The following is a 25,574-nucleotide window of genomic DNA, read 5'->3' as shown; positions in this document are numbered from 1 at the left end:
TGAAGGTTGATTGTTAAACGGATTGTAACACTGTAAAAGGCTATCCGCAAAATCATAAATTAAGAACATCCATATACATCAAATATAAAACAATTAACCAAAAACAAAGGCCCCTTCAACGCTATAAACAGATTTTTTATCTGGTTATAACAATGATTATAAGCGGCCGTTTACAAGATCTTTTTCTAAGATCCCTTTGATATCATATATAACTGATAAATCGTTTTTCTTGAGCTCGCTATAATTTAGTTCAAGAAACTCCCGATGCCCAACGGCTATAACAATAGCATCATAATTTCCACCCAGCTTATGAATATCCTTTATAGTGTCTACACCGTATTCCTGTTTAACCTCTGTCGGGTCGGCCCAGGGATCATATATCTCGCAATTTGCTTCAAAGCTGCTCAAAACTTTCACAATATCAATAACCCGGGTATTACGAACATCGGGACAATTTTCTTTAAAAGTAAATCCTAATACTAATATATTGGAATATTTAACCGATATATCATTTTTTATCATCAGTTTTATTACTTCCAAAGCTACGTAAGAGCCCATGCCGTCGTTCAGTCTACGACCAGCCAGTATAATTTCAGGGTGATACCCCACCTCCTGCGCCTTTTGTGCCAGATAATAAGGATCAACACCTGTACAATGCCCGCCAACCAGTCCGGGTTTAAAATTCAGGAAATTCCACTTGGTGCCAGCGGCCTCTAAAACAGCATGAGTATCAATATTCATCATGTTAAATATTTTGGCCAGTTCATTTACAAAGGCTATATTAATATCCCGCTGCGAGTTTTCGATCACCTTACAAGCTTCAGCCACCTTTATACTGGGTGCTTTGTGCGTTCCTGCGGTTATGATAGACCGGTAAAGCCCATCAATAAAATCGGCTGCTTCTGTTGTTGAGCCCGCAGTTACTTTTAAAATATTGGTAAGCGTGTGTACTTTGTCGCCCGGATTTATACGTTCCGGTGAATATCCGGCAAAAAAGTCGTTGTTAAATTTCAACCCTGATGTTTGCTCTAATACCGGGACACAAACATCTTCCGTAGCACCTGGATATACGGTTGATTCATATATCACTACATCACCCGCTTTAAGTACACTACCAACACTTTTACTGGCCTTAACCAATAAACTCAGATCCGGACGATTATACTGATCCGTCGGTGTAGGTACAGCGATAATATAAATATTGCATGAAGCAATATCCTGAACAGAAGATGTAAATATGAGCCCTTTCGTTCCTGTTGCATCAATTGTTAATACTGATGACAATACAATTGAATCGGTCTCGAGGGTACGATCAAAGGCATTATTCAATTCATCAACTCGACTTTGCTTAATATCAAATCCTTTTACAGGATATTTTTTAGCAAATTCTACGGCTAAGGGCAAACCAACATACCCTAACCCGATAATGGCGATTTGAGTACTGGTTGGTGGTACAAATTTTTTGGAGAATTGATTTGACGATTGATCAATCATTTTTTATAGCTGTAGATCGTAAATATAGATTTATTTTTTATGATGCTTAACTCACTCTACTGATTATAGATCTGATAAACACCCTGAATAGTTCTGTCTGCCGCAGACCCAACCAGCAAAGTGGTGATCTTTTTTTCGATCATTAATTGTTCGGCACGGCTCACAAACTCATCTCCATCAATAATTATAGGGTTCGAGGTCATGATTTCGGCCACAGTTAACGTAGAAGTATCCGGATGGTGTAATAATGCTCTACGCAGGTCACCATCGGTAACTATTCCTTTGATATAAGTAGCATCGCCTACCATCACCATCCCCAACCGACCTGCAGACATATTGAGTAGTAACTCCATAAAGGGCGCATCTTCGTTTATAAAAGGCAACTTATCTGTACGCATCAGGTCTTTTACCTTAACCAATAGCTTACGCCCCAGGCTTCCGCCGGGATGAAAACGGGCAAAATCATGCTGCTGAAAACCGCGCGACTCCATTAATGCGATAGCCAGGGCATCACCCATAACCAACGCCGCTGTGGTTGACGAAGTTGGTGCCAGCTCAAACGGACAGGCCTCTCTTGAAATTTTTATGTTCAGATGATGGTGGCTATTCCTGGCTACTGTTGAACTCGGGTTACCGGTAACACCAATGACAAGGTTCTTGTTCCAGGTTAAAAACGGAATGATCCGGAGTACCTCATCTGTTTCGCCCGAATATGATATCAGCATCACAATATCATTAGAACTTACCATACCCAAATCGCCATGAAAAGCTTCGCCCGGGTGCAGAAAAAAACTTGGTGTACCTGTGCTGGCCAGTGTAGCAGCAATTTTTTTACCAATCAGGCCTGATTTACCTATGCCGATCACCACCAGTTTACCTGTAGTATTTAGTATCACATTTACTACTTTGGTAAATTCATCATCAATTAAGCCGGCAACATGTTGTAACGACTCAATCTCAATATCAAAAACCCTTCTGGCAATATCTTTCATCCGAAGATAATTAGTGAATTAGTGAATTAGTGAATTTTGATTTTCATTCCCTTATTGGTGTGAAACAACGTTCAATGGATGCATTATCAAGATAATAACGGGGCTAATACCTTGTCCAGATCATGAAGCTTAACCATATTAGGGCCATCACTTAATGCATTATCCGGATCGGGATGTATCTCCATAAAATAGCCATCGGCGCCAAAAGCTTTAGCCGCCAACGCCATCATAGGTACAAAAGTACGGTCGCCCCCTGTTTTGCCGCCTGCGCCACCCGGGCGTTGCACTGAGTGAGTACAATCCATACAAACGGGGTGTCCAAAAGCTTTCATATCATAAATGTTTCTGAAATCAACGGCCAGGTTATTATATCCGTACATATTACCTCGTTCGGTCAATATCACCTGGTTATTTCCGGCTTCTATAACTTTTTGTGCCGGGTAAAACATATCGTGACCCGACAAAAACTGGGCTTTTTTTACATTTACTATTTTACCTGTTTGGGCGGCTGCAACCAGCAGATCTGTCTGACGGCATAAAAAAGCCGGAATTTGTAATATATCAACCACCTGAGCAGCTATAGCGGCCTGGCCTGGTTCGTGAATATCGGTAGTTACCGGCAAACCGAAACGGTCTTTTACGTTTTGCAGCATTTCCATACCTTTTTCAATGCCTGGGCCCCGGTATGAGTGAATAGATGTACGGTTGGCTTTATCAAATGACGATTTAAATATTACAGGAACTTGATAACGCTCACCCGCCTCGGCTACTTTTTCAGCTACCTGATATAAGAGCTCCTGGTTTTCCATTACACAGGGTCCTAATATAAAGAACGGCTTTTGCCGCATTTGTTCAAACAACATGATGTGGTATTTATGGTATAAGAGGCAAAGATAATGATAAGCACCAATTACAACGAATAGGAAATGTTTGACAAAAATTTCACGAATAAAAACCAAGTAGAACTGATCCGTACTAACTATACAGTTCCATAATATCGATGTAATTAATGTAAATCTATTCGTGCTAATTAGTTTTTATTCATGAAATTCGTACTATGAATTATTTTGAATTTTACGGTATACCTGAATCTTTTGATATTGATGCTACTCTGTTAAAAAAGAAATTTTATGCGCTAAGCAAGCAATATCATCCAGATTTTTATGCCGGCGAAGATGAAACCAAACAACAGGAAATATTGGAATTATCGACACTAAATAATAAGGCTTACCAGGTACTTTCTGATCAGGCACAACGTATGGAATACATTTTAAAGCTGCATAACCTGGTATCTGAAGGGGCAAAACCACAACTTCCGGCAGATTTTTTAATGGAAATGATGGATATTAATGAACGTCTGATGGAAGTTAATGATGCGAAACATCTGGCAGAAGTTACTTCAGAAGTACTTGCTATTGAAGGAGATATAAACAATAAATTCACTACACTTACTGCTGATTATACAGATCTGAATCATGTTGCGCAGGAAAGCCGCCTTAATGAAATAGCAGAAATTTATTTTAGACAAAAATATCTGTTGCGAATTAAAGAGAGTTTAGATACATTTGCAGCCCGCTTGTAAGAAATACCATTTACAAGTTGAGTATGCCCAGCTGGCGGAATTGGTAGACGCGCTGGTCTCAAACACCTGTGGGAAACCGTGCCGGTTCGACTCCGGCGCTGGGTACTTAAGGAAACAACCTATAATGGTTGTTTCCTTTTTTTATACCAGTAAATATCAATCAACCCATTATCTGAAGATAAACAAACTCCATGATCATTAACGTATACCTGATGCGCATCTGTTGTGGTAGTCTAACGACATTCTGTTGTTCAATGCCAAAATAGCCATTTTAAAATCTTCCCGTGCCACAATAAACTGAATATTTACTTTTCTGATCCCAAAACCAGCACTTTTGATATTTATCTCCTTATCTGTGAGCGCAAGTGCACTTTTGGCCAGTAAACCCGGCTGATACATATTGGTGCCCAGCAAACACACCAAGGCTACTTGCTCAATAGTAACCTTTTCAAAATCATCTTCCAGGTCGTTGATCAGTTTCCGGCTGAAGCTCCGCTCCCATATCACTACAGAAATGCTGTTGGCGCTTGTTGTTTTAAAGGTGTAACTTATGTGGTGTTGGCTAAGGATCTGCATGATCTTGAGATCACTCCCTACCGCGCCAACCATTAAGGGATCATAAATATCTATCATCAGTAATTTATCGGTACCGGTAATAACCTCAACACGCTTGTGTTCACAAATAAACTCCCGGGTGATCAATGTTCCGGGATGAGAAGGTTGGAATGTATTTTTTATACGCAGATTGATTCCGTTGATTTCAAGTGGCTTTGAGGCCTTGGGATGGATCGCCTCCATACCCACATCAGCCAGTTGATCGGTGATATCATAATTAGTGAAGCCCACCGGCGAACAATTCTCAATCCCTACAATAGCAGGATCGGCTGTAGAAAGATGATACTCCTTATGGATGATGGCTTCATGAGGTTTTAACAATGTGGCTATTTTGCTGAATGTAACTTCCGAATATCCCCTATCAAATTCGCGCATGATCCCTTCGGTGCCTTTAGCATAACCGGTTACAATGCAGATGTTATCTTTCAGGGAGATCCCTTTAAAAGCATGCCGGATGCGTTGATCTATGGTAAAGGCGTGGTGATCATCAAAACCACTTAAATCGATAAGCCTTGCACAAACACCGCGGTTCAGCAATATATTGGTTAAAATGAATGCGGAGTGACTTTCGCCGATGGAGGCCAGGATCTCGCGGGCCGCCTGTAAAATGCTTTCTTTACTAACATAGCCGGAAGCCAGAATGTTAGCCAGATTTGAAAGAAGTTTCTGCGCTTTTCTGATATGTTCCTCAATAAACCGATCAGCTACAGCCAGATCAAGACCTAATTCCGCATAATCTCTGTTGATGGTCTTCAACCTTGTAATAACAGATTTGAGCGGCTTGCTGAAGTCCTGATACCTGGCAAGGCGATGATATACACCCGGACTGCCCGTTTTTTTATTCTCCAGTAACATGTCTGTAACCCCGGCAAAGGCGGAAACAACAAAAACACGGTTATAAATATTTTTTCCGGGGATCTGATAAAAAATAATATTGTTTATAACGTCCCTGAGGGCACTCATGGAAGTGCCGCCAATTTTTTCTACAGTAAGCATATTGATTTAATAGTTGCATCAAAGTTCATTTTGGATTGGCCCGAACTTGCTGATCATTTGCCTGATAGAGCATTTTTCCTTCAATAAGCTCCTGATCATAAACAGGCCAAAGCCATAAAGGGCTAAACCTAATAACAAGAGAAGGCCTATAGTGGAGAATTGATCTGAGACGGAGAGCCCCGTCATTATTAACCACGCAACAAAGGTGGCAATCACGTAAATTACTATTAGCCTTTGATTTGCCTTATAGTGGTTTCTAATATAAAAGAAATTTAGTTTGATTTCATTATCACCAACCGGGAGACATTCTGTTCTCTTTTCGGAATACTTATATTGTATATATAGCAACCAGGAGAAAAGTAATATGAATAAAACAAGGATCAAATTAGATATCCATCCGGATGTTAAAGCAAGCCGATTATAAAAGTGAATACCTGCTGTGACAGTCAGGACGTAGGAGGCGATCAGACCGGCGCTGCACCAACGCAACAAAGTATTGATCAGTATTTTTCCGTGCCTCAAAGCCACAAGTAGGCCGGATGGATGCTTGAAAGCAGCGTGGCTTTGCTGTTGTAACCTATATACTTTCATGATAGTGTTAGCATAATAGTATTTGTTTATTCTTTTTTCTTTACCTCAAGCTAAAAAGATGCCCACTTTGGCAAACTATCACAATTAACTAATAATGAGCATATTAAAATAAATAACATCACAAAGAGTCGAGATTTCATCTCAAATTGAAAGGAAAAAATTCTCATAATGATATATTGAAACCATTCAATTTTGAACTACATTCTCCATAAACCCCAACGGATTAACTTGCGCTTCCAGTAATTTCAATTTGTTCTTTTGCTTGGTGAAATTTATCATGAAGTAAAACCCTAGACCATAGATAACGAAGCTTAATAGCGCTGTGGCTTTAAATAACAGCGTTAGTCCATCGTAGATACCCCGCCAGAAGAAAAAACCTGATAATATCAGGGTTAATGCATAAATCAGTAAGTAACCTGAGATCTGCTTACATTGACCATTGAGTTTGATAATATAGTAATTCAGATGGATTTTACTTGCTTTTGTAAAGCCGGTATCCTTATAGGCTATATTTTTCCATTTAAAATATAGGAATACAGCAAATAACAACACAATGATAACCAATGTTAAAACCAGTAATATGGGATATTTCCCTTTGAAGTTACTATAAATGCGGGCAACAGTAAAAACCGTTTGAACACAAGCCAGCAGCGTACAAACATTGCTCCACAGGAGCATTTGTTGTAGCTTACTATCCAGTTTTTGTATCCTTGATTCCATATTTTCGTTCTTGCTTTCATCTGCTTTAGTGGCCAACCAAACCCTTTTGATTTTATGTGTATTTGTCGCAGAAATTTTCATGGCTATCAATAGTTTTATCATTTTACAAGTGGATTGGTACGTGGTAGTTGAGTTACTTATATGCCTTGATTCTTATCAAGCAAACAAATCTTTTAAAGTATAAATGGGGTGTTTTAAATTTTTGAGTCCAAAACTTGTATTATTAAAACACCTCAATCTGATGAATACACTTTTTTTATAGAAAAAACAGCAATGGCTACTATGATGCTTTTAAATGTTGAGATAGCTCATAATGCGCACAGGCATTTTCTTTGGCTTGGGCAAGCAAAGGTAAAAGAACATCATTATCTAAACCTTTAACTAGGTAGTTAAACGCGCCGCTTTTAATGGCCTTGACGGCCTCATGAACGCTGGCATGCGTGGTTAGCATAATCACTTCCACATAGCTTTTTTTTATTTTGACCGTTCTGACAAAATCAGCAAAATCCATATCCGGAAGATCAACATCACTCATCACAACGTGGATCTCTTCTTTTTCTAGTAAACTAAGGGCTTCCAATCCGCTTTCTACGCGGTAACAAATATAACCCGCAAGGCGCAGGATCCGTCCTAGCCAGCCACCCGACCTTCTTTCATCATCGATAAGTAAAACAGTGGATTGTATATTCATGTGTTATAAAATTAAGGCTGCTATTTTCCCGTATGCAGATCTATATCAGCGGTGAATGATTCTATTAAACACCGGGAATAATAACTGTTTCGCAGTCTTTACAAGCTGAAACAAGTGGTTGCCTGATCTGGCTATACGGAGGCTTTATACTCCCGGGCTATTTGCCATAAGCTATTGCGATGCCAAACATTCCTACAGCTCAGAAAAGCTGGATTTAAATTGCAGAAATAACATTTTAAAGAAAGCGGCTCCTGCAAAAGCAGTTAAGCCAATTTCAAAATGAGAGACTAGAAATATCATTCTAATAAACTATATCCATTAGACGCTGAAAAAGTAGTAACACCGTCAGGATTAAAATTCCTCAATTTTATATTCCTCAATTTTTCTGTACAAAGTAGCCGAACTAATATTCAGCAATTTAGCCGCCTGCGTTTTATTCCCTTTGGTATATTGCAGCACACGGTGAATATGCAAGCGCTCAACACTGGAAAGATCAAAGGCCGAAAGTGTATTTGCTTTCAATGCCGTATGATACTGTAATTCAACAGGTAAGTTATCTATACTCAATTCAGTTCCCCTGCAAACGATCAGCGATCTTTCAATCACATTTCTTAGTTCTCTGATATTACCCCGCCATTCATTTTTCTGCAACCGCTCTACAAAGGCATTTGTCATGCCTTTCACTTGCTGATAAGCGTCCCGAGTCAACTTCTTTACAAAGTACTCAGCCAACAGTGGAATATCATCCTGCCGCTCCCTCAATGGTGGCAAGTTGATAGTAAACAGGTTCAGCCGGTAATATAAATCTTCTCTGAATTTTCCGCTGCTGATTTCCTGTTGAATATCCCGGTTAGTTGCGGCAATGATCCTGATATTGACCTTAACCTGTTTGGTATCCCCTACTTTTATAAATTCGCTGGTTTCCAGTACCCGCAGCAGCTTCGCCTGTAAATCCAGGGGCATCTCGCCAATTTCGTCCAAAAATAAAGTACCCTCGTTGGCTTCCTCTATAAGCCCTTTCTTATCTTTATTTGCTCCGGTAAAGGCTCCTGCCTTATGGCCAAAAAGCTCACTTTCCAGAATATCCTTGCCAAAGGCACTGCAGTTCAAGCCCAGAAAAGTTTTAGCACTCCTCTTACTTGCCGAATGGATGGCCTGTGCAAAAACCTCTTTCCCCGCTCCTGTTTCGCCCAAAAGCAGTACAGGAGCATCCGTGGGCGCCGCCATTTGTGCCAGCGTTTTGGCCTGTGTAATAGCTAATGATTTACCAATAATAGAATCAAAATTGGCATAGCGATCCGCAGCTTGCTTTTCTAGTTGGGCAACTCTTTTTTCTAACTTAACTTTTTCTAACGCACGATAAAGTAGAGGTAAGATCCGTTGGTTGTCATTAGCCTTAGTAATATAGTCAAAGGCTCCATTCTTAATAGCTTGTACGCTGTCTGGAATATTTCCATAAGCCGTAAGCATAATGATCTCTATATAAGGATGGGCCTTCTTTATCTTACTGATAAATTCCACCCCATTGCCATCAGGTAATTTAACATCGCATAATACCAGGTCTATGTTTTCATTTTCCAGCAGCTTTGATGCTGTTTTGATATTTTCCGCTTCGTAAACAATGAAACCCTCTAAAGAGAGTACCCGCTTTAAAAGCAGGCGAACATCGTTCTCATCCTCAACCAGCAATACATTTGCAATTGTCATACTTATCAATCATTTAATGTTCAGGCATTAATTAAAATATTAAAGCCAAAGGTGCTACCCTCTCCATATTTACTGTTCACCCATATTTTTCCACCCTGCGCTTCAATAAACTCTTTAGAGATGGATAACCCCAATCCTGTACCAGACCTTTCTGTTGTACCTGGAACCTGGAAGTATTTATCAAATACCCTATCTATATATTGATCTTCAATTCCTTTGCCGTAATCGGCTACCCAAAATTGTACAATTTCTTTTTCCCTCCTTACACATATTTCCACAGTTCCGCCCTCTGAAGAATATTTGATCGCGTTATTTAAAAAGTTGATGAGCACCCATACCGTCTTTTCCTCATCTATATTAATATGGGGCAAGTTGGTTTCTACGTTCTCTTTCAATATAATATCAAATTGAGTAGCTTGTTGCTGAACTGCCTGCATTGCTCTCAGTACAATCACCTCAGGCTTTGCCGGTTCTTTTTTTAGCTGGATCCTGCCTGTTTCTATTTGGGACATATTCAGGAGTTCACCGGTAATTTTCAATAGCCGTTCTGCATTGGCTTTAATAGTACCTACTATTTCTGTCTGATCTTTATTCATTTCCCCCATCCGCTTGTCTTCGAGCAATTGTGTACTCATATTAATCGCAAATAAAGGGATTTTCAATTCGTGTGATATGGTAGCGATAAAATTGGTTTTAGCCGCGTCCAATTCTTTAAACGGTGTGATATTTCGTAAGATGATCACCCGGCCACCGACCACATGATCAGCCTGGATCAGAATAGATTCCTGCACAAAAAAGCTTTCCTTATTATCTAAAAATATTTTCAGTTGCTTACTGCTTTCATTTTGCAGTACAGTTCTGAGCAGATCATTTTGAATCGCAATGTCGGCAGCATAACTACCTATAATGTCCTTTTCTTTTAGTCCAAACAAGCTCTCCGCTGCGGAATTAAGAAAGAGGATCTCATTCTTATCGCTGAGCCCGATGATCCCGTCGTTCATCTTGTTGATAATGGCCTCAATTCTGCCTTTTTCAGCTTTGATCTCGGCCAGGTTGCTATGCTCGTATTCATCAAGCTTCCCAGCCATCGTATTAAAAGTATCGGCAAGGGTACCAAACTCATCTTTTTGATCCAGGTGGATGCGCTTGCTATAATTTTTATTAGCTATTTCTTTGATACCCTCTGTCAACTCCCGGATGGGTTTTGCAATTACCGAGGGAAAGTTAATGACAAAGGTAAAAGCCACTAAACTTAAAACCGTTACAATAATGGTGAGCCATAGTGTAGCCTGTTCAGCATAATGAGAGGCGCGTGCATTTTTATGAATAATGGCGATTTCATTCACATCAGCAATTTTAAAGATAGCTCTGTGCATTTCCCTTATCTTATTGAACCCGGCAGGATTTTTTTTGAGCTGCTCAAATAAATAACGTACTTCTGCGGTTGCCTGAAACTCGCCTGGCTCGGTAATATTATTTTCTTCCAGCTTCAGATTTTTTTCAAAGACAGGTATCTGTGACGGATCTTCCGGTATTTCATCAAGCGCTTTGAGCATCTGACTGCAATATTCCACACTGATCTGGTTATCTTTTAAAATCTTGCCGGCATCGTTACTCAGCCGGTTCACATAATAAATGCCCAATACGCCAAAGCAGATAATAACCACAAACAGGAAAAGCAAACCAAACATCAGTTTGGTTTTAATGTTCATTCTCATCATGATAGTATCACTAAATCTACATCTAATTTGCCGAGTGCTTTTAACAACTCGTTAAATGTTGCGGTCTTTAAAATAATATTGAGCAAAGATAAGTGAGGTTTGCCTATACAAAGGGTGGTGATCTTTTTATCTGCCACAGCCTTGAGCATACCGCTGGCCACTACCTTACTTTTAATACGCACTACTTCGGCCCCCATTTGGGTGGCCAGTTTGAAATTGTTGATGAGATGCCGTTGATCAGCCAGACCAATCCGGTCGGCGCTTTCTTTCGGTGTCTGGATATAAACCACAAACCATTTGGCATTGTAATAAGTAGCCAACCGGGCTGTTTTCCGTATAATGAATTTTGCCGTTTTGTTGTTGGTGCTTATACTGCACATCAACCGTTCCCGCCTCATCTGTAGCGAGCCCGGCACTTCCGTCCGGATCTTTCTTTCTACCTGTGTTGCCACCTCCTTTAATGCCAGCTCCCGTAATTGCAGGATCTTTTCGCTCTGAAAGAAATTTTTAAGGGCAAAGTCAATTTTGTCGCTGGTGTAAATTTTACCTTCCTTTAAACGGGTAACCAACTCATCTGCTGTCAGATCAATGTTGACTACTTCGTCTGCCTGTAGTAGTACATTATCCGGAACCCGTTCGCTAACCTCCACACCGGTAATACTTTTTACATCTTCATACAAACTCTCCATATGCTGGATGTTCATGGCGCTTATCACATTGATCCCGGCATCCAGTATTTCGGCTACATCCTGCCAGCGTTTTTCATTTCTGCTACCCTCAATATTGGTATGCGCCAGCTCATCTACAATAACAATCTCTGGCCGCAAAGATAAGATAGCCTGCACATCCATTTCCTGTAATTGCTTTCCTTTGTAAAATAAATCACGGCGTGGTATAACCGGGAGCCCTGCCACCAGATCCTGCGTTTCTTTACGCATATGGGTTTCTATATAACCGATCTTCACATCGATTCCATTACGCAGCAAGGCATGGGCCTCCTGCAGCATCCGAAAAGTTTTCCCAACACCGGCACTCATGCCGATATAGATCTTAAATTTACCGCGCCTGGAACGCTTGATCAGATCCAGGAAATGCTCGACAGATTGTTCTTTGGTTTCTTCCATTTTTTTATAAAAAAGAAATTGTATCCATGAAGCTTTTTCATGGATACAATTATTTTTATTATCCGGTAATTTTAAACCGGTCAATTAAAAGCTGAATGCCAACGAAGTAGTTAAGGCGATGTTATGCCCTAATGCTTTGTTGTCATTATTAACAAAAATATCATCCTTGCTATTCAGGCTTCTGATCTCCGCCCGCCACATTAAATTGCTCAGGATGCTATAATCCACATTAGCCGAGAATCCCCATGTTTTAAAACCATTGGGCGTATTTGTAGCTATGATAACACCATTTTTATCATCATAATATTCAGCCCTTACCCCTATACTGATTTTAGACGTAGCCGCATACTTTAAGATTAAGGCCGACGTATACCAGGTGTTAAAATCTGATGATCCCTTGGTTTTTTGCTCAGCTCCTATGTCAAAGCCAAGCGTAGCGGCCCATTTATCACTTAACTGAAAAATGCCATAAAAATCATGGAAGTAGCGCATCTTCCGCACACTATCCGGCTTGTCGTTCCCAATAAAGGTGCTGCTGTTAAGTGTTATTTTTGATGATGGTTTAAAAGTAACCTGTGTGCCAAAAGCTGGTGTGGTATTGCCATCTACCCTTTGTATGCGCTGCCAGCCGTTCAGTACTAAAGCGCTTAAATACCATTTTTCGCTTTTAGAGGTATAGCTCAATCTTGCCCCGGTTTCAAAATATGGTGAATTCTCGGCAGCCAAACTGCGACTAAGCGTTGGGTTATCAATTCCCCGAGCGCTTTCCCATCCAATATGTGAGGGCAATACACCGGCGTCTATCCAGAGATTATTTTTAGAAGACAGCCTGACACCAATATTGACTTCGTAGATATTTTTAAGCAGACCTGGCTCGGCCGAGTAATTGGCATTCATGTAGGTACCGGTGGCAAATGTAAAATTTCCCCGCACTTTATCCGAACTGTAAGCTGCTTTAATATACCCCAGGTTTAAGTTAACCTCGTTGTTCCTGGTAAAATTGTATAGAAATGGCGGCATGGTATTATTGAGCGGCCTGTTAAAGTCATAGTTGTAATAAGTTTCCACGTAACCGCTTATAGTAATAGGAGAAGTTTTTGTTTCCTGTGCCATTGCAGCGGCACTCATTAGTAATATTATTCCTGTTATAAGTTTTTTCATTCGTTCTTTTTTGTTTTAGTTCTTTGCTTTCAACTCGTCTAATGCCACATTTAATTTTAGCACGTTTACTTTGGCCGGGCCAAACATGCCCAGCAAAGGCCTTTCTGTTGTAGCATCAATAACACTATTGATTTTCTCGGCAGCAATGCCGCGTATATGAGCTATACGCGCAACTTGTACCTTCGCACCGGCCGGTGACAAGTCGGGGTCAAGTCCGCTACCCGAAGCGGTAACCAGTTCGGCAGGAATTTCGGCACGGGTTACACCAGGATTATGCTTCATAAAATCCTGAATGCGTTTTTCTACATCTTTCAAATAGTCGGGGTTTGAAGGACCTTTGTTTGAACCACCTGAACCATCTGCATGATAATCGACGGCCGAAGGGCGTGACCAGAAATATTCGTCTTTGGTGAACTTTTGACCAATGTTGGCATAACCAACCGTGCGACCTTTATATTGAATAGTTTGGCCATCGCCATGCCCTGGTGTTAGTTTTCCAATTCCAGCTATAGCAAGCGGGTATATACCTGCCAGGATAACCAGAAGGATAATGGTCAGCTTTAATGACGGTAATAAATACGTTTTCATCTTTTTAATTATTGAATTATTGATTTAGTGAATTAGTGAATTAGTGAATTAGTGAATTCTGTTGTCTGAACTAGAATTTTTAGAATTTAAGAATTAACAGAATTTGAACATTCGTCATTTGCACACCTGCATATCCGCACATCTACAAGAATATTCCTACCGCGAGGTCAATCAGTTTAATACCTATAAATGGAATCAGGATACCTCCCAGACCATAGATCAGCAGATTACGGCGTAACAAGGCGCTGGCGCCAATTGGCTTATATTCTACACCGCGCAAAGCAAGCGGAATTAGTAGCGGAATAATGATCGCGTTAAAGATCACTGCCGATAATATGGCCGATTGCGGGCTGTGCAGGTTCATGATATTTAATGCTTTTAATGCCGGTATAGAAACCATGAATAAAGCTGGCACAATGGCAAAATACTTGGCCACATCATTAGCGATAGAGAAAGTCGTGAGCGTTCCCCGGGTCATCAACAGCTGTTTACCTATTTCCACGATCTCGATGAGCTTCGTTGGGTCGTTATCCAAATCCACCATATTACCCGCTTCTTTGGCGGCCTGGGTGCCGCTGTTCATCGCAACACCCACATCTGCCTGTGCCAGGGCCGGAGCATCATTTGTACCGTCGCCCATCATGGCTACCAGTTTACCACCTTGCTGCTCGGCCTTGATATAGTTCATTTTATCCTCGGGCTTGGCCTCGGCTATAAAATCATCTACACCTGCTTTTTCAGCAATAAATTTGGCAGTTAGCGGATTATCCCCGGTTACCATTACGGTCTTTACACCCATTTTGCGCAAGCGTTCAAAACGTTCGGCTATGCCTGGTTTAATAATATCCTGCAGCTCGATCACACCCATGATCTTTTCATTTTGCGATACCACTAGCGGTGTGCCACCATTTGAAGAGATCTTTTTAACGTTATCCTCTACCTCGACAGGAAATGGATGACCGGCTTTGAGCGCTATGTTGCGAATAGAATCGAACGCTCCTTTACGGATGCGCAAGCCATCTGGGGTATCTAGGCCGCTTGAACGGGTTTCGGCTGTGAATTTGATAAAGGTGGCACCATGCGGAGCAACCACTTTAGGCATATTTTTATCCTCTCCGGCGAGCTCTACAATTGATTTACCTTCTGGGGTTTCATCAGCCAATGAGCTTAAAGTACAGGCAGCGATAAAATTTTCATGTGTAACTCCAATAGCAGGATAAAAATTTGTTGCTTTACGGTTACCTATGGTAATGGTACCTGTTTTATCCAATAACAAAGTATCCAGGTCGCCTGCAGTTTCAACAGCCTTACCCGATTTGGTGATCACGTTGGCCCTTAAAGCCCTGTCCATCCCTGCGATACCGATAGCTGATAACAGGCCGCCGATAGTAGTCGGGATCAGGCACACGAATAAGGAAATAAATGCAGCAATGGTGATCGGCGTGTTTGCATAATCTCCAAACGGTTTCAGGGTAACACAAACAATCACAAAAATTAACGTAAACCCCGCCAGCAGGATAGTTAAGGCTATCTCATTGGGTGTTTTCTGACGTGATGCACCTTCCACTAGAGCTATCATCTTATCCAGAAAGCTTTCACCTGGCTGGGTGGTTACCATGACTTTGATCCTGTCGGATAATACTTTGGTACCGCCTGTAACGGATGATTTATCACCACCAGATTCCCGAATAACCGGCGCCGATTCGCCTGTAATAGCCGATTCATCGATGGTAGCGATCCCTTCAATGATCTCACCATCGGTAGGGATGTTATCACCAGCTTGGCAAATAAACACATCACCCTTTTTTAATTGGGATGACATCACTTTTTGTTCTTTTCCGTTAATCAGCAAACGTGCGGGAGTTTCCTCACGGGTTTTGCGCAAACTTTCGGCTTGTGCCTTACCACGTGCTTCGGCAATGGCTTCGGCAAAATTGGCAAACAGCACGGTGAGCAGCAGGATAATAAAAACGGTAAAGTTATAGGCAAAACTTCCCTGGCCTTTATTAGTAAAGGAATAGATGCTGACGATCAACATGACAAAGGTGCCAATCTCCACGGTAAACATAACCGGGTTACGGATTAACTGGCGGGGATCAAGTTTGATAAATGACTGCTTTAAAGCCTCCGTCATCTGGTCGCCCTGAAATAATGTATTTTGAGTTCTCATGATTATTTTAAAGAAAAATGTTCAGCAATAGGGCCTAATGCCAAGGCCGGAAAAAATGATAATGCGGCTACGATCAGGATCACCGCAAATACCATAATACCAAAGGTTGATGTATCGCTTTTAAGCGTTCCGGCAGATTCTGGTATAAACTTTTTACTCGCAAGAATACCCGCGATAGCAACGGGGCCGATAATGGGTAAAAAACGGCCGAGCAGCAGTACAAAACCCGCGCTCACATTCCAGAAAATATTGTTATCACCAAGCCCCTCAAAGCCGGAGCCATTATTGGCCGCACTGGAAGTATATTGATACAGCATTTCTGAAAAGCCATGATAACCGGGGTTATTTAGCCAGGTAGATGGTTTAACCGCCCAGTCGGCATTTGGCATATGTACCAGCACATAGGATGATACCGCTGTACCAACCAGGATAATAAAAGGGTGTAGCAGGGCTATAATGGATGCGATCTTCATTTCGCGAGCTTCTATCTTTCGTCCAAAAAATTCAGGCGTTCGTCCAACCATCAACCCGGATATGAATACCGCGATGATGATAAAGATGTAAAAGTTAAGAATTCCCACACCACAGCCTCCATAAAAGCAATTGGTCATCATAGCCATCATCATCATAAACCCGGATACGGGCATGGCACTGTCATGCATAGAGTTAACCGAGCCGGTAGATATGATGGTGGTTACGATGTTCCAGTAGGCCGTATTAGCAGGTCCAAACCGCACTTCCTTACCCTCCATTGCCCCGGTCGGCTGGCTTATTCCCATTTTAGCTATGGCGGGGCTGCCGCTAATCTCCGCGTTCATCGTAGGGATAAGCAGCATGAGCATACCTAGCGTCATCACCCCAAACATTACATAGGCAAATTTCTTCTTGTTCAGGTAAAAACCTAAAGCAAATACCAATGCGATTGGAATAATAACCTGCGCCACCAATTCAGTTGTGTTGGTTAAATAGTTGGGATTTTCGAGCGGATGAGCCGAGTTTGCCCCAAACCAGCCACCGCCATTGGTACCGATATGCTTAATAGCTATCATGGCCGCCGCAGGGCCTCTGGATACATGAGCGGTATCGCCCTGAAGCGTTATAAAGGAATCTTTCCCCTTGTAGCTGGTTGGTGTACCATTAAAAGCCAGGATAACAGCTACTACAAACGATAGTGGTAGCAATATGCGGGTGATAGATTTAACAAAGAAGCCCCAGAAATTACCCAATTTGTCGGTAACCTTATCTCTGAATGCCTTGAATAAAACAAACAGCGCAGCAATACCTGTAGCAGCCGAAACGAATTGCAGAAACATAATCACAAAATGCTGGGTAAAATAAGTTGCGCCATTTTCGCCCGAATAATCTTGCAGGTTACAATTTACTAAAAAGCTGATCGCTGTGTTAAAAGCAAGATCCGGCGTTTGGTTAGGGTTACCGTCAGGGTTCAAAGGTAAATGTGCCTGGAACAGAAGGCAGAAAAAAGCATAAAATAACCACACGCTGTTGATAGTCAATAAAGCAAACATATGTTGCTTCCAGTTCATCTCTTTTTTAGTATCGATGCCGCTGAAACGGAAAATAAAACGTTCAAGGGGAGCCATGAAATCCAGCCAGGTTTTATCGCCACGGAACATCCGGGCTATGTAAATTCCAAGCGGGATAGCTATGGCAAGCGTAAGCAGGTAAGTAAAAATTACTCCTGTAAGTTCGGTGTTCATAGTTTTTAGTAATTAGAATTTTTCGGGTTTTAACAGCACATAAACCATGTAAACAAACACGGCTATAGCAATGATGAATAATGCGGTCATACAGTGTTAGATTTTTTCGAAATAGTTGACGGATTTAAAAAACAGCCAGAAGAAAGCGAGGCCGAGCAGTACATAAATTATAGTTATCATTCTTTTTTGAGAATTTGTTTAGTGGTGCAGGAAAAACTTGAATTTCAGATAGCAGATATAGACCAGCGACAGGGTCATCAACCAGGCAAAAACGATTATGGCAATATCTTTAAAAGTGTATTTGCCTTTTTCTTCAGGCGTTTGAGTTGCTTGTTTATCGGAGAGGTGTATTCGTTTTTGCATGGTGGGTATTTCTTATTTATGCCGTATAGCCAAAACAAGAGCCAAAAACAAACAAGAAACAATACAGATTATTAGTTAATTAATAATCAATAACTTAAAGAAAAACAAACCATAGAACGATATAGAAATAAAATCTCTAAAAGTCCCTTATTTTGAGAGAGTATCTCAATATTAAATGATCAATTTAGTCCAGATAAAGGAGGTATTGAGCCAAGGAAGTTTAGGAGATATCTCAACCCTTCTATTCTTTTTTATAGCGATATATAAACCATTTTTTTCAAATCTTCCATAAAAAATTTCAAACTGCGGTTGCAAAGTCCCAATCTCTTAAAACTTGGCTCGGCATAAGGGCTCAGTATAGGCAATAGGTTCTAACAAAAAAGATTTTCAAATCTAAAAAAGTCAGTATATTTAAATTACCAATTAGAATCATTTTGCTATTGAGTTATTCGTAGGGTAAAAGCCTTTTGAAAATGTAAATTACTGTTTATCAAAACACAAGAGCCAAGGTTCACAAACCTTGCTCTCCCTCTCTCACCTCCCAAAAAGTACTATTCAATATTTTTGAACTCGCCGCCTTCTGAGGTAACTGCGATATAGCGCAAAAACATCTTAAATAACGCAGGAAAGAAGCTTTTTTCTTAATAATAATCACTCGCTATCACCAAGCCGTTCTTGACCTGTAATTTTTTTACATATCCGAGAAAAGCGGTCCAAACAAAATCCGCTCAAGACTCCTTAAAACTTAAAAGCTATACAAGAAATTTTAAACTTCTAAGGATTTCCTCCTCTTCCCTTTCTAATTCTTAAAATATAATTTGTGCTACTATCTCGGCAGCAATAGTTAAAAACTGTTTCTCTTGATCTGAAACAGGCCCCCTTTTATAGGACGATCTACTATACGCCTGGCTCGTCTCAATTTCGGCTTTTCCATAATACAGTTGAATACGTAACACCTTGATCATTCTAATTTATTTATTATCAATGGTGATTTGCCTCATTGCTTATACAGCACACGGAATAGCTTAGTGAAGCCTCTCGCGGAAAATAAACTCATATACTACTCTAAATCATCCCATGAGATAAGGACTCGTAATAATGATAACAAGTCATTAACTCTTGTTCGAAGATACCGCCAGACCAGCCGTTAAACACCATATGATGGATAACGATACTCAAATAGGTAATCACTTCTCCTTCTCTAAGTAACTCATGAAGCTTCACTTTGATTGGATAAACCTCCGAAAGGCGGAATACATAATTCATCTCCAACGCTATCGAATTGTCCAAACACTCCCTGCTTGTATAACTTTCCTCTTCAATTTCTAATGGATAATTTTCTGTATCAAGGGCCGACTGGTAAACTCTACCTGATTCGTCCCTCAGAAACACACTCCGAAGTATTTCGTGACGAGAATGGATCGAACGCAAAGCTGAAATCAGAGAGCTGAGATTAACCCCTTCAGTTAATCGCATCACTATTGGAATGTTGTACGCGCTAATTTCCCCCTTGTACTGTTCAATAAGATAAATCATCAGATATAATTCATGATTTAGTTGAAACTATTTGTTATGATATTAATTTAAAAGCCTATCATATGGCACTCCAAGAGGTCTATTACTTTAAACTGATTACAACTGGTAAATATCAAATCAATCCCATAGTTTACCTATAGAACAATGTTGTGAAGCTTTGCCAGCATGATAAGGAATTTATCTAAAATAAATATTACGCTTTTTAGAGTTCAATTTCCTATTATACAAAGCCATTCGTATAAAGCAATTCAGAATTTCTAACCAATGATATCTAAGTATATAATCCCGTTTTTTAGCTTTTTCAAATTAAAGCACATTTACCGGTTAATAAATATTGATTATTGGTAAATTATGTGAAAAGTCATATAATTTATGTCAAACTCAAAATTGATGATGTAAACGCAGTGATTAACTGGTATTTCATGAACTCATTTTGCTAAATGCATCGGTAATAGTATTACTCTTAACTCCATTTTTCACTTAATAAATTATTGTTTCTAAAACTTTCTGAATAAAGGAGCCATTACATTCAACCTACACAACAAACATGTCACGCAGTAATATCAAATGATTTAACAACTCATTTTAAAGAATAAAAATTTCATTAAGCAGACTTAGCAAATATGGTTTAGATGATTACGTTAATAAATATCAAAATAATTGGAGTATTCCGGAGCCATTACAAGTCTGCAATGTGAGCTCCAGAATTTCATCTTAATAATTCGAAGAGATTAGTTTTATAAATTGTGCATTAAATCATTTCTAAAAGAAGCTCCAATAGGGACAACATGATTTCCCTGGATAATAACTTCATCTCCACCAATTACCTCTACAAACTTCAAATTTATGATAAAAGACTTATGAGAACGGACAAACAGATTTTGAGGTAACTTTTCAAGGATCACTTTTAAACTCGTATATATGGTATGAACTTTCCCAGATACAAAATGAATTCTGACATAGTTGCTCAAACCTTCAATATAGGTGATTTCATCTGTGTTAATTTTGATGTATTTTTTTTTATTATTAACCTGGATGAATAAGAACTTATTCTCAACAATTGAAGAAATATTGGTTTTAGCATAAATTTTATCTAATGTTTGAAGAAACCGTTCATATGTAACTGGTTTTAAAAGAAAATCAATTGCATTAAAATCAAATGCCTGATGTGCATAATCTTTGAAACCAGTAACAAAAACAACTTCCGTTTTATCTTTTATGAGCTTGGAAAGATTAAGACCTGAAATTTTCGGCATGTCGATATCCAAAAAAGTAATATCCGCTTTAATTTCATTGTTAGATATTTTGTTCAGTGCTTCCAACGGGTTTGTATCCGCTCCAACTAGCTTAAGCCCTGGTGTTTGATTAACAAAATCAGTCAGAATTTCAATTCCATGCTGTTCATCATCAACTATATAGCATGAGCGTATCATAATTTTATATTAAGCATTATATTATAACTATTAATAGTTTTCTGAAAATCAAGCTGATATCTTTCCTGACCAAAATAAGAGTCAAGTCGCAGTTTGGCATTGTTAATACCGATTCGGGTTGAATAACTCAAGTCTGTTTTCTTTATCAAATTTTGGGTACTAAATAATATATTTTCAGGATTGATTTCTAGATTGATGACGCCAGGAGACAGCGACTCGGTCAAATCTCCGTGTTTCAATAGATTTTCTACAAAAGTAACTAAAATCAAAGGAGGGATTTTAACATTGTCCCAAACACCATTAACGTTAAAACTTAAATAAAAATCGTTCTGAAAGCGAAGCCTTGAAATTTCAATCAGTTTGTTAATATGATCTATTTCACTATCTATTAAAATCAGCCCGTTTTCATCTGGGCCACTTAACACATGTCGCATAATATCAGAAAGGATGACAACTCCTTTTGCAGCTTCCGGAGATACTTTTCGCACAGAATTATAAATGAAACTTAATGAATTAAAAAGTAAATGAGGATTCATTTGTACCAATAGATAGGCATTTTCTATTTTGTATCGGTCTTTTTCTGCTTCTAAGCTTTTTAATTCTAGTTGGTTAACTCGATTATTCTTTTCAATAATATAAATAATCATACAATAGGAACTACTTAATAATAGAAAGTAGATGCATCTCCAAACAGAACCAGCTAAACCCTTTATCGTAAAATTAAAGGTAGTATCTATGAGATGGAAATGGCTCAGACCTATTTCTACCAATAAAATCAAACATTGATGAAGAAATATCAATACAATGGTCATCGGAATAAGATAAAACCACCATTGTTTTTTAGTTTTAACTAAATAAAGACAAAAGCTTGCATAGCCATAGAATAATAAGATGTGTAAAACGTAAAAGGGGCAGTAACTCCAATAACTCATACGTGCTCCTAAAATTGCCGATATACTTACCTCATAGGTAATAAATATTACCCAGGCAAGTACGTGTCGTAGTACTATTGTTTGATTTAATTTACTAGTTCGCATAGTCAAAATCACTGTTTACATAAAACTATACTTGTTCGCATAGTTAACTTTTAGCTTACTGCTTAAACGCATAATATTGTAAAAAAAAACTATCATGAAAACCAAAATTGAAATCAATCCATGCGTATTATTTACCTTTTCTAATAAGGCGGCAAAAGGCATTTCTACCGGCGGTATTGATACCACCATCCTTCCAACAACCACTATTGTCCCAACTATGGTGTGGCAATCAGCTAGTATAGGTAAAAAATAGCTCATTTATTAATAATTATTACTTTGAAGATATTTAAAACTTAAATAATACTTATAAAGCCAGTAATAAATAGTCAATTCCTGTAATTTAGTGAAAACACTCAATAACCTATTCAATTGCATGTGAATAAGATCAATTAAAATAGTTTCTCTTTTTTCATTAGGAAGGCTATTGATATAATCAAGTAAGCTGAGAAGATATACATCTCTTAATTCTCTGATTTTAACAGGCTCTACCTGATTGGCAATATAACTTTGAAGTAGCCGGGAATGTGTTCGATAAGATTGATCTGATTTATATTTTAATTGATCTGCATCCTGAAATCCTGAAACTGACAATCGATACAAAATATCCGTTCTTTTTTCTATGGGCCAGCCGCAATATTCAAAAATATGATGAATACTATTTACAAGTAAACAATAATATTCTGGTTTATCTTGATCTGCTTGTTTCAAAATATTAATACAATATTCGCTGTCTGCAAAAAAAACTTTTTCAACTTTTCCTATTTGTTTTACGCCGTATCGCTCATATTCTGGTTGATAAGGCACTTGATTAATCATTTGTATTAATCCATGATGTTGTAAGCTATACAAAGCTTTCATATGTTCCCTGGCTTTTACTATTGAAGAGGGAGTCTTCAGTTTAAATCTTAAACGAATATGAAATTCAGGGTCAACATAGTTAATAAAAAACCATTGAGTAATTTCCTGCGCACTCATAAGTCCGCTCACCAGATCCGTTATTGCGCCTGTCAATAAGTTGTTTGCTCTATTAGGATGACAGTATATTTTAAGATACATCCAGGAGAAGGGATCTATTTTATCAGGTATATTTGACGGTCGTATTTTGAGCGGACCTGCACCTTTATAGGTTTCTGCTTCACTATATTTAACCCCAATAAATTGTTTTTGATATGCAGAATGAGCAGATGTACTTTGTAAAAAGGGGTATTCCTGAAGCACGATAGCTTTCCCCATATTTTGCAAACATTCAATGAAAAAAATCTTTTCTGCTGGTACCGAAAGATTAAAAACCAAATAAGTATCTGCTTCGCAGATTTTGATTTGATCGGGTATTACATGCTTAACCAACAAACTATTTAATAAGATCAGTGCATCAGTTTCTGTTTTATTTTTAAACTTAGCAACAGTTTTTTCGTCAAGTATCCAGGAAGCTAGTTCTAAAATACAATCACCATAAGTAACTCTCGGAAAAAAAATCAACTCTGGAAATAATTTCCGTAATTGAAAAGTATAATTGTGTTTTACCCCGTAAAATTGAAGATCAAACAAAAATTTAAAAGCTGGAAAATCACTATGATTGTTATTATAAGCACTACTAAATCGCGGAATTATTCTCGATTTTAACCGTTTAGAATATAAAATCAGGCTTCCGTTTTCAACAAATAAATAAAGATCATTCAATGGTATCTGGCCAGGTTCCGTGCAAGGAAATCCAATGCATATCTCATAAGGGTATACCTTTGCCCTGGTATGTAAGTTATAATGTTTTTCAGGCAGACGACAGTTTATCTCTGCAAACAAGATACCTGGATTTAGCTTACACTCAACCTCCGCAATGCGCTTGTACTGGTCTAAAATACATCCGTTTGCACTGAATCGTCCTATTAAACAGAGCGCACTAGCCCCACCTGCACCTTCTATAACTATTTTCTGCTCATTATCAATCCTGAATATAATAGACATACTTGCAGTATGTGTTTTTTTTGCCTGTATCTCGCTTTCGAGCATTCTAATATCCTGCGCATGGATTTCAATGCTTCTGGTCCCCTCCTGGATTTTTTTTAAAATAAAAGTATGAACAGGGGTCCATTTTAAAAAGGGCACTGGGATATCTTCTTTTAAATCCGGATAATCAGCTATGACCTCATTATTATGAATATCATCTAATCTATTTTCTGCGTACCCTATACCTATCTCCGGATCTAACGCTTTTAAGAGCGGGATAGATTGTTGATCATATTTTGCCAGAAAGCTCTGTATAAAAGCTTTCATCAACGGCGTTTCTTCTTCATCTGTGAGCACACTTAGGCAGTTAATGGCCTCATTGAGTTCATTTTTATATCCAGAAGGCAAAGAATATTCCTGTTGATTATATAAGTTAACAAAAGACTGCTGATCAGGAAAATCCATAAAAGATTCCTGTTTCATTATCTGATTTATGTCGGGTAAAACAAAATCTTTTTTTTGATGAACCTTTCCATTTCCTAAAGAACTTGCACTCTCCTTAGTATATAGTAATTGACTTTCAATCAATTTTTCCAAAAGCTCGGTGGCTGACTGTTGATCTGATTTTAAGTATTCAGATATTACAGTAATTAAAGCCGCTTTTGTTTTAGGGAAACGACAAAATAACAGTATTTTTTTCACTACAGCATTATAACCAATGCTGTGTAAGCTCCATTTTAATTTACCTCCGGTGATTTTCTCAAAGTACAAGTACCTAAATTCCTTGTTTACATAATAAATAGAATCATTACCAGAGATCAACTCGGATCCTGCATCATTGTAGTTGAAACAGGTATTTTCGGTGTGGACATAAGCGGTTAGGTATTTATTATTATTAATCGCCGGCAAATCTTTTAAACCAGGCTTCCATCTGCAAACACCAACAGCAGAAAACAAAGCAAAGGGTGTTGCTCTGAAATGCATTCTGTTGATGTATTTTTTCAAACTAAATACCTGCTTAAAATTCAAATGAGCGCCTAACGATTTTTTTTTAGAAATTTCCTCCCAAAGTATAGGTGAGGCCAGCTTCAGCGCCATATCGAAATAGGGATCGTCTAAATAAACTTCAATATTTTCAGGTGTATAACTTCGAGAATTAAAAACTGGAAATCTTTCAATAAAGGTATGATCAAAGGAATTATTTGGCTCCGAAAAATGTTGAGTCATTTAGGTAATTTTTCTTTCTATAATAAACTCTTTCTTGGTGAGTTTTATGTTTTATTGCCTAAAGTACACATCCATTATATATTAATCAATAACTAAATATAAATTAAAATACCTTTTAATAATAAATATTTCGTTTTCTCGTTACAAATTAATCTAAAGTTAAT

23 protein-coding genes and 1 tRNA gene are annotated in these 25,574 nt (G+C 38.7%); 3 read left to right on the top strand and 21 right to left on the bottom strand.

The genetic code is table 11. From position 1 onward, the window contains the following. Nucleotides 1-156: 156 nt before the first annotated feature. The 3 genes from G7092_RS03465 to kdsA form a co-directional block, all read right to left on the bottom strand. The gene (locus G7092_RS03465; RefSeq protein WP_166086216.1) at nt 157-1,494 is read right to left on the bottom strand and encodes a nucleotide sugar dehydrogenase; all 1,338 of its coding nucleotides are present in this window, start codon (nt 1,492-1,494) and stop codon (nt 157-159) included. A 56-nt stretch (nt 1,495-1,550) separates the two neighbouring features. Then, nucleotides 1,551-2,486, bottom strand: a complete 936-nt coding sequence (locus tag G7092_RS03460) for a KpsF/GutQ family sugar-phosphate isomerase (protein ID WP_166086214.1) — start codon at nt 2,484-2,486, stop codon at nt 1,551-1,553. Between the two features lie 86 nt (nt 2,487-2,572). Continuing rightward, on the bottom strand, nt 2,573-3,349 hold the full coding sequence (kdsA, locus tag G7092_RS03455) for a 3-deoxy-8-phosphooctulonate synthase (protein ID WP_166086213.1): 777 nt from the start codon (nt 3,347-3,349) through the stop codon (nt 2,573-2,575). Between the two features lie 194 nt (nt 3,350-3,543). Here kdsA and hscB point away from each other — a divergent pair, with 194 nt between their 5' ends. Then, the gene (gene hscB, locus G7092_RS03450; protein WP_166086211.1) at nt 3,544-4,068 is read left to right on the top strand and encodes a Fe-S protein assembly co-chaperone HscB; all 525 of its coding nucleotides are present in this window, start codon (nt 3,544-3,546) and stop codon (nt 4,066-4,068) included. Nucleotides 4,069-4,093: 25 nt separating this feature from the next. Continuing rightward, a tRNA-Leu gene (locus tag G7092_RS03445) sits at nt 4,094-4,173 on the top strand. 93 nt (nt 4,174-4,266) lie between these two features. Here the strand turns inward: G7092_RS03445 and G7092_RS03440 are convergent. The 17 genes from G7092_RS03440 to G7092_RS03360 all read right to left on the bottom strand — a co-directional run bounded on the left by G7092_RS03440 (nt 4,267) and on the right by G7092_RS03360 (nt 21,849). Continuing rightward, nucleotides 4,267-5,679, bottom strand: coding sequence for an aspartate kinase (locus G7092_RS03440; protein ID WP_166086209.1), 1,413 nt, complete (start codon nt 5,677-5,679; stop codon nt 4,267-4,269). An 18-nt stretch (nt 5,680-5,697) separates the two neighbouring features. Next, entirely contained in the window at nt 5,698-6,270 is a 573-nt protein-coding gene (locus G7092_RS03435; RefSeq protein ID WP_166086207.1) for a hypothetical protein, read from the bottom strand. Between the two features lie 186 nt (nt 6,271-6,456). Then, nucleotides 6,457-7,092 carry a hypothetical protein gene (locus G7092_RS03430; protein WP_166086205.1) on the bottom strand — a complete coding sequence of 212 codons (636 nt, stop codon included), beginning with the start codon at nt 7,090-7,092 and terminating at the stop codon, nt 6,457-6,459. Between the two features lie 178 nt (nt 7,093-7,270). Next, nucleotides 7,271-7,681: a response regulator gene (locus tag G7092_RS03425; protein ID WP_166086203.1), complete on the bottom strand. Its 411-nt coding sequence runs from the start codon at nt 7,679-7,681 to the stop codon at nt 7,271-7,273. A 351-nt stretch (nt 7,682-8,032) separates the two neighbouring features. Further along, a complete protein-coding gene (locus G7092_RS03420; protein ID WP_166086201.1) occupies nt 8,033-9,388 on the bottom strand; it encodes a sigma-54-dependent transcriptional regulator in 1,356 nt (451 codons plus the stop codon). A 20-nt stretch (nt 9,389-9,408) separates the two neighbouring features. Then, the gene (locus G7092_RS03415) at nt 9,409-11,100 is read right to left on the bottom strand and encodes an ATP-binding protein (RefSeq protein WP_166086199.1); all 1,692 of its coding nucleotides are present in this window, start codon (nt 11,098-11,100) and stop codon (nt 9,409-9,411) included. A gap of 5 nt (nt 11,101-11,105) precedes the next feature. Then, entirely contained in the window at nt 11,106-12,233 is a 1,128-nt protein-coding gene (locus G7092_RS03410; RefSeq protein ID WP_166086197.1) for a sensor protein KdpD, read from the bottom strand. Between the two features lie 84 nt (nt 12,234-12,317). Further along, nucleotides 12,318-13,394, bottom strand: coding sequence for a porin (locus G7092_RS03405; RefSeq protein ID WP_166086195.1), 1,077 nt, complete (start codon nt 13,392-13,394; stop codon nt 12,318-12,320). Nucleotides 13,395-13,409: 15 nt separating this feature from the next. After that, a complete protein-coding gene (locus G7092_RS03400; RefSeq protein WP_166086193.1) occupies nt 13,410-13,982 on the bottom strand; it encodes a K(+)-transporting ATPase subunit C in 573 nt (190 codons plus the stop codon). 142 nt (nt 13,983-14,124) lie between these two features. Continuing rightward, nucleotides 14,125-16,152 (bottom strand): potassium-transporting ATPase subunit KdpB, encoded by a 2,028-nt coding sequence (kdpB, locus tag G7092_RS03395; RefSeq protein ID WP_166086191.1) that lies wholly within the window; start codon nt 16,150-16,152, stop codon nt 14,125-14,127. A gap of 2 nt (nt 16,153-16,154) precedes the next feature. Further along, nucleotides 16,155-17,870 (bottom strand): potassium-transporting ATPase subunit KdpA, encoded by a 1,716-nt coding sequence (gene kdpA, locus G7092_RS03390; protein WP_166086189.1) that lies wholly within the window; start codon nt 17,868-17,870, stop codon nt 16,155-16,157. A gap of 12 nt (nt 17,871-17,882) precedes the next feature. Next, on the bottom strand, nt 17,883-17,960 hold the full coding sequence (locus G7092_RS03385) for a potassium-transporting ATPase subunit F (protein ID WP_166090879.1): 78 nt from the start codon (nt 17,958-17,960) through the stop codon (nt 17,883-17,885). A 108-nt stretch (nt 17,961-18,068) separates the two neighbouring features. Continuing rightward, nucleotides 18,069-18,233: a hypothetical protein gene (locus tag G7092_RS03380; protein ID WP_166086187.1), complete on the bottom strand. Its 165-nt coding sequence runs from the start codon at nt 18,231-18,233 to the stop codon at nt 18,069-18,071. Between the two features lie 806 nt (nt 18,234-19,039). Next, entirely contained in the window at nt 19,040-19,198 is a 159-nt protein-coding gene (locus tag G7092_RS03375) for a hypothetical protein (RefSeq protein WP_166086185.1), read from the bottom strand. A 100-nt stretch (nt 19,199-19,298) separates the two neighbouring features. Continuing rightward, nucleotides 19,299-19,769 (bottom strand): condensation domain-containing protein, encoded by a 471-nt coding sequence (locus G7092_RS03370; RefSeq protein ID WP_166086183.1) that lies wholly within the window; start codon nt 19,767-19,769, stop codon nt 19,299-19,301. Nucleotides 19,770-20,506: 737 nt separating this feature from the next. Beyond that, nucleotides 20,507-21,202 carry a LytR/AlgR family response regulator transcription factor gene (locus G7092_RS03365; protein ID WP_166086181.1) on the bottom strand — a complete coding sequence of 232 codons (696 nt, stop codon included), beginning with the start codon at nt 21,200-21,202 and terminating at the stop codon, nt 20,507-20,509. Then, nucleotides 21,199-21,849: a sensor histidine kinase gene (locus G7092_RS03360; RefSeq protein WP_166086179.1), complete on the bottom strand. Its 651-nt coding sequence runs from the start codon at nt 21,847-21,849 to the stop codon at nt 21,199-21,201. Before G7092_RS03360 ends, G7092_RS03365 begins: the two co-directional genes overlap by 4 nt. Nucleotides 21,850-22,333: 484 nt before the next feature. On the opposite strand from G7092_RS03360, the gene G7092_RS03355 reads away from it, so the two are divergent. Beyond that, the gene (locus G7092_RS03355) at nt 22,334-22,492 is read left to right on the top strand and encodes a hypothetical protein (RefSeq protein ID WP_166086177.1); all 159 of its coding nucleotides are present in this window, start codon (nt 22,334-22,336) and stop codon (nt 22,490-22,492) included. 8 nt (nt 22,493-22,500) lie between these two features. Here the strand turns inward: G7092_RS03355 and G7092_RS03350 are convergent, their stop codons facing one another. Further along, nucleotides 22,501-25,410 carry a lantibiotic dehydratase gene (locus G7092_RS03350; RefSeq protein ID WP_166086176.1) on the bottom strand — a complete coding sequence of 970 codons (2,910 nt, stop codon included), beginning with the start codon at nt 25,408-25,410 and terminating at the stop codon, nt 22,501-22,503. Between the last annotated feature and the right edge of the window lie 164 nt (nt 25,411-25,574).

The sequence above is a fragment of the Mucilaginibacter inviolabilis genome (genome assembly GCF_011089895.1).
GTDB lineage: Bacteria > Bacteroidota > Bacteroidia > Sphingobacteriales > Sphingobacteriaceae > Mucilaginibacter > Mucilaginibacter inviolabilis.
The sequence above is the reverse complement of the archived record's forward strand: the minus strand, read 5'-3'. Positions and strand labels throughout refer to the sequence as shown.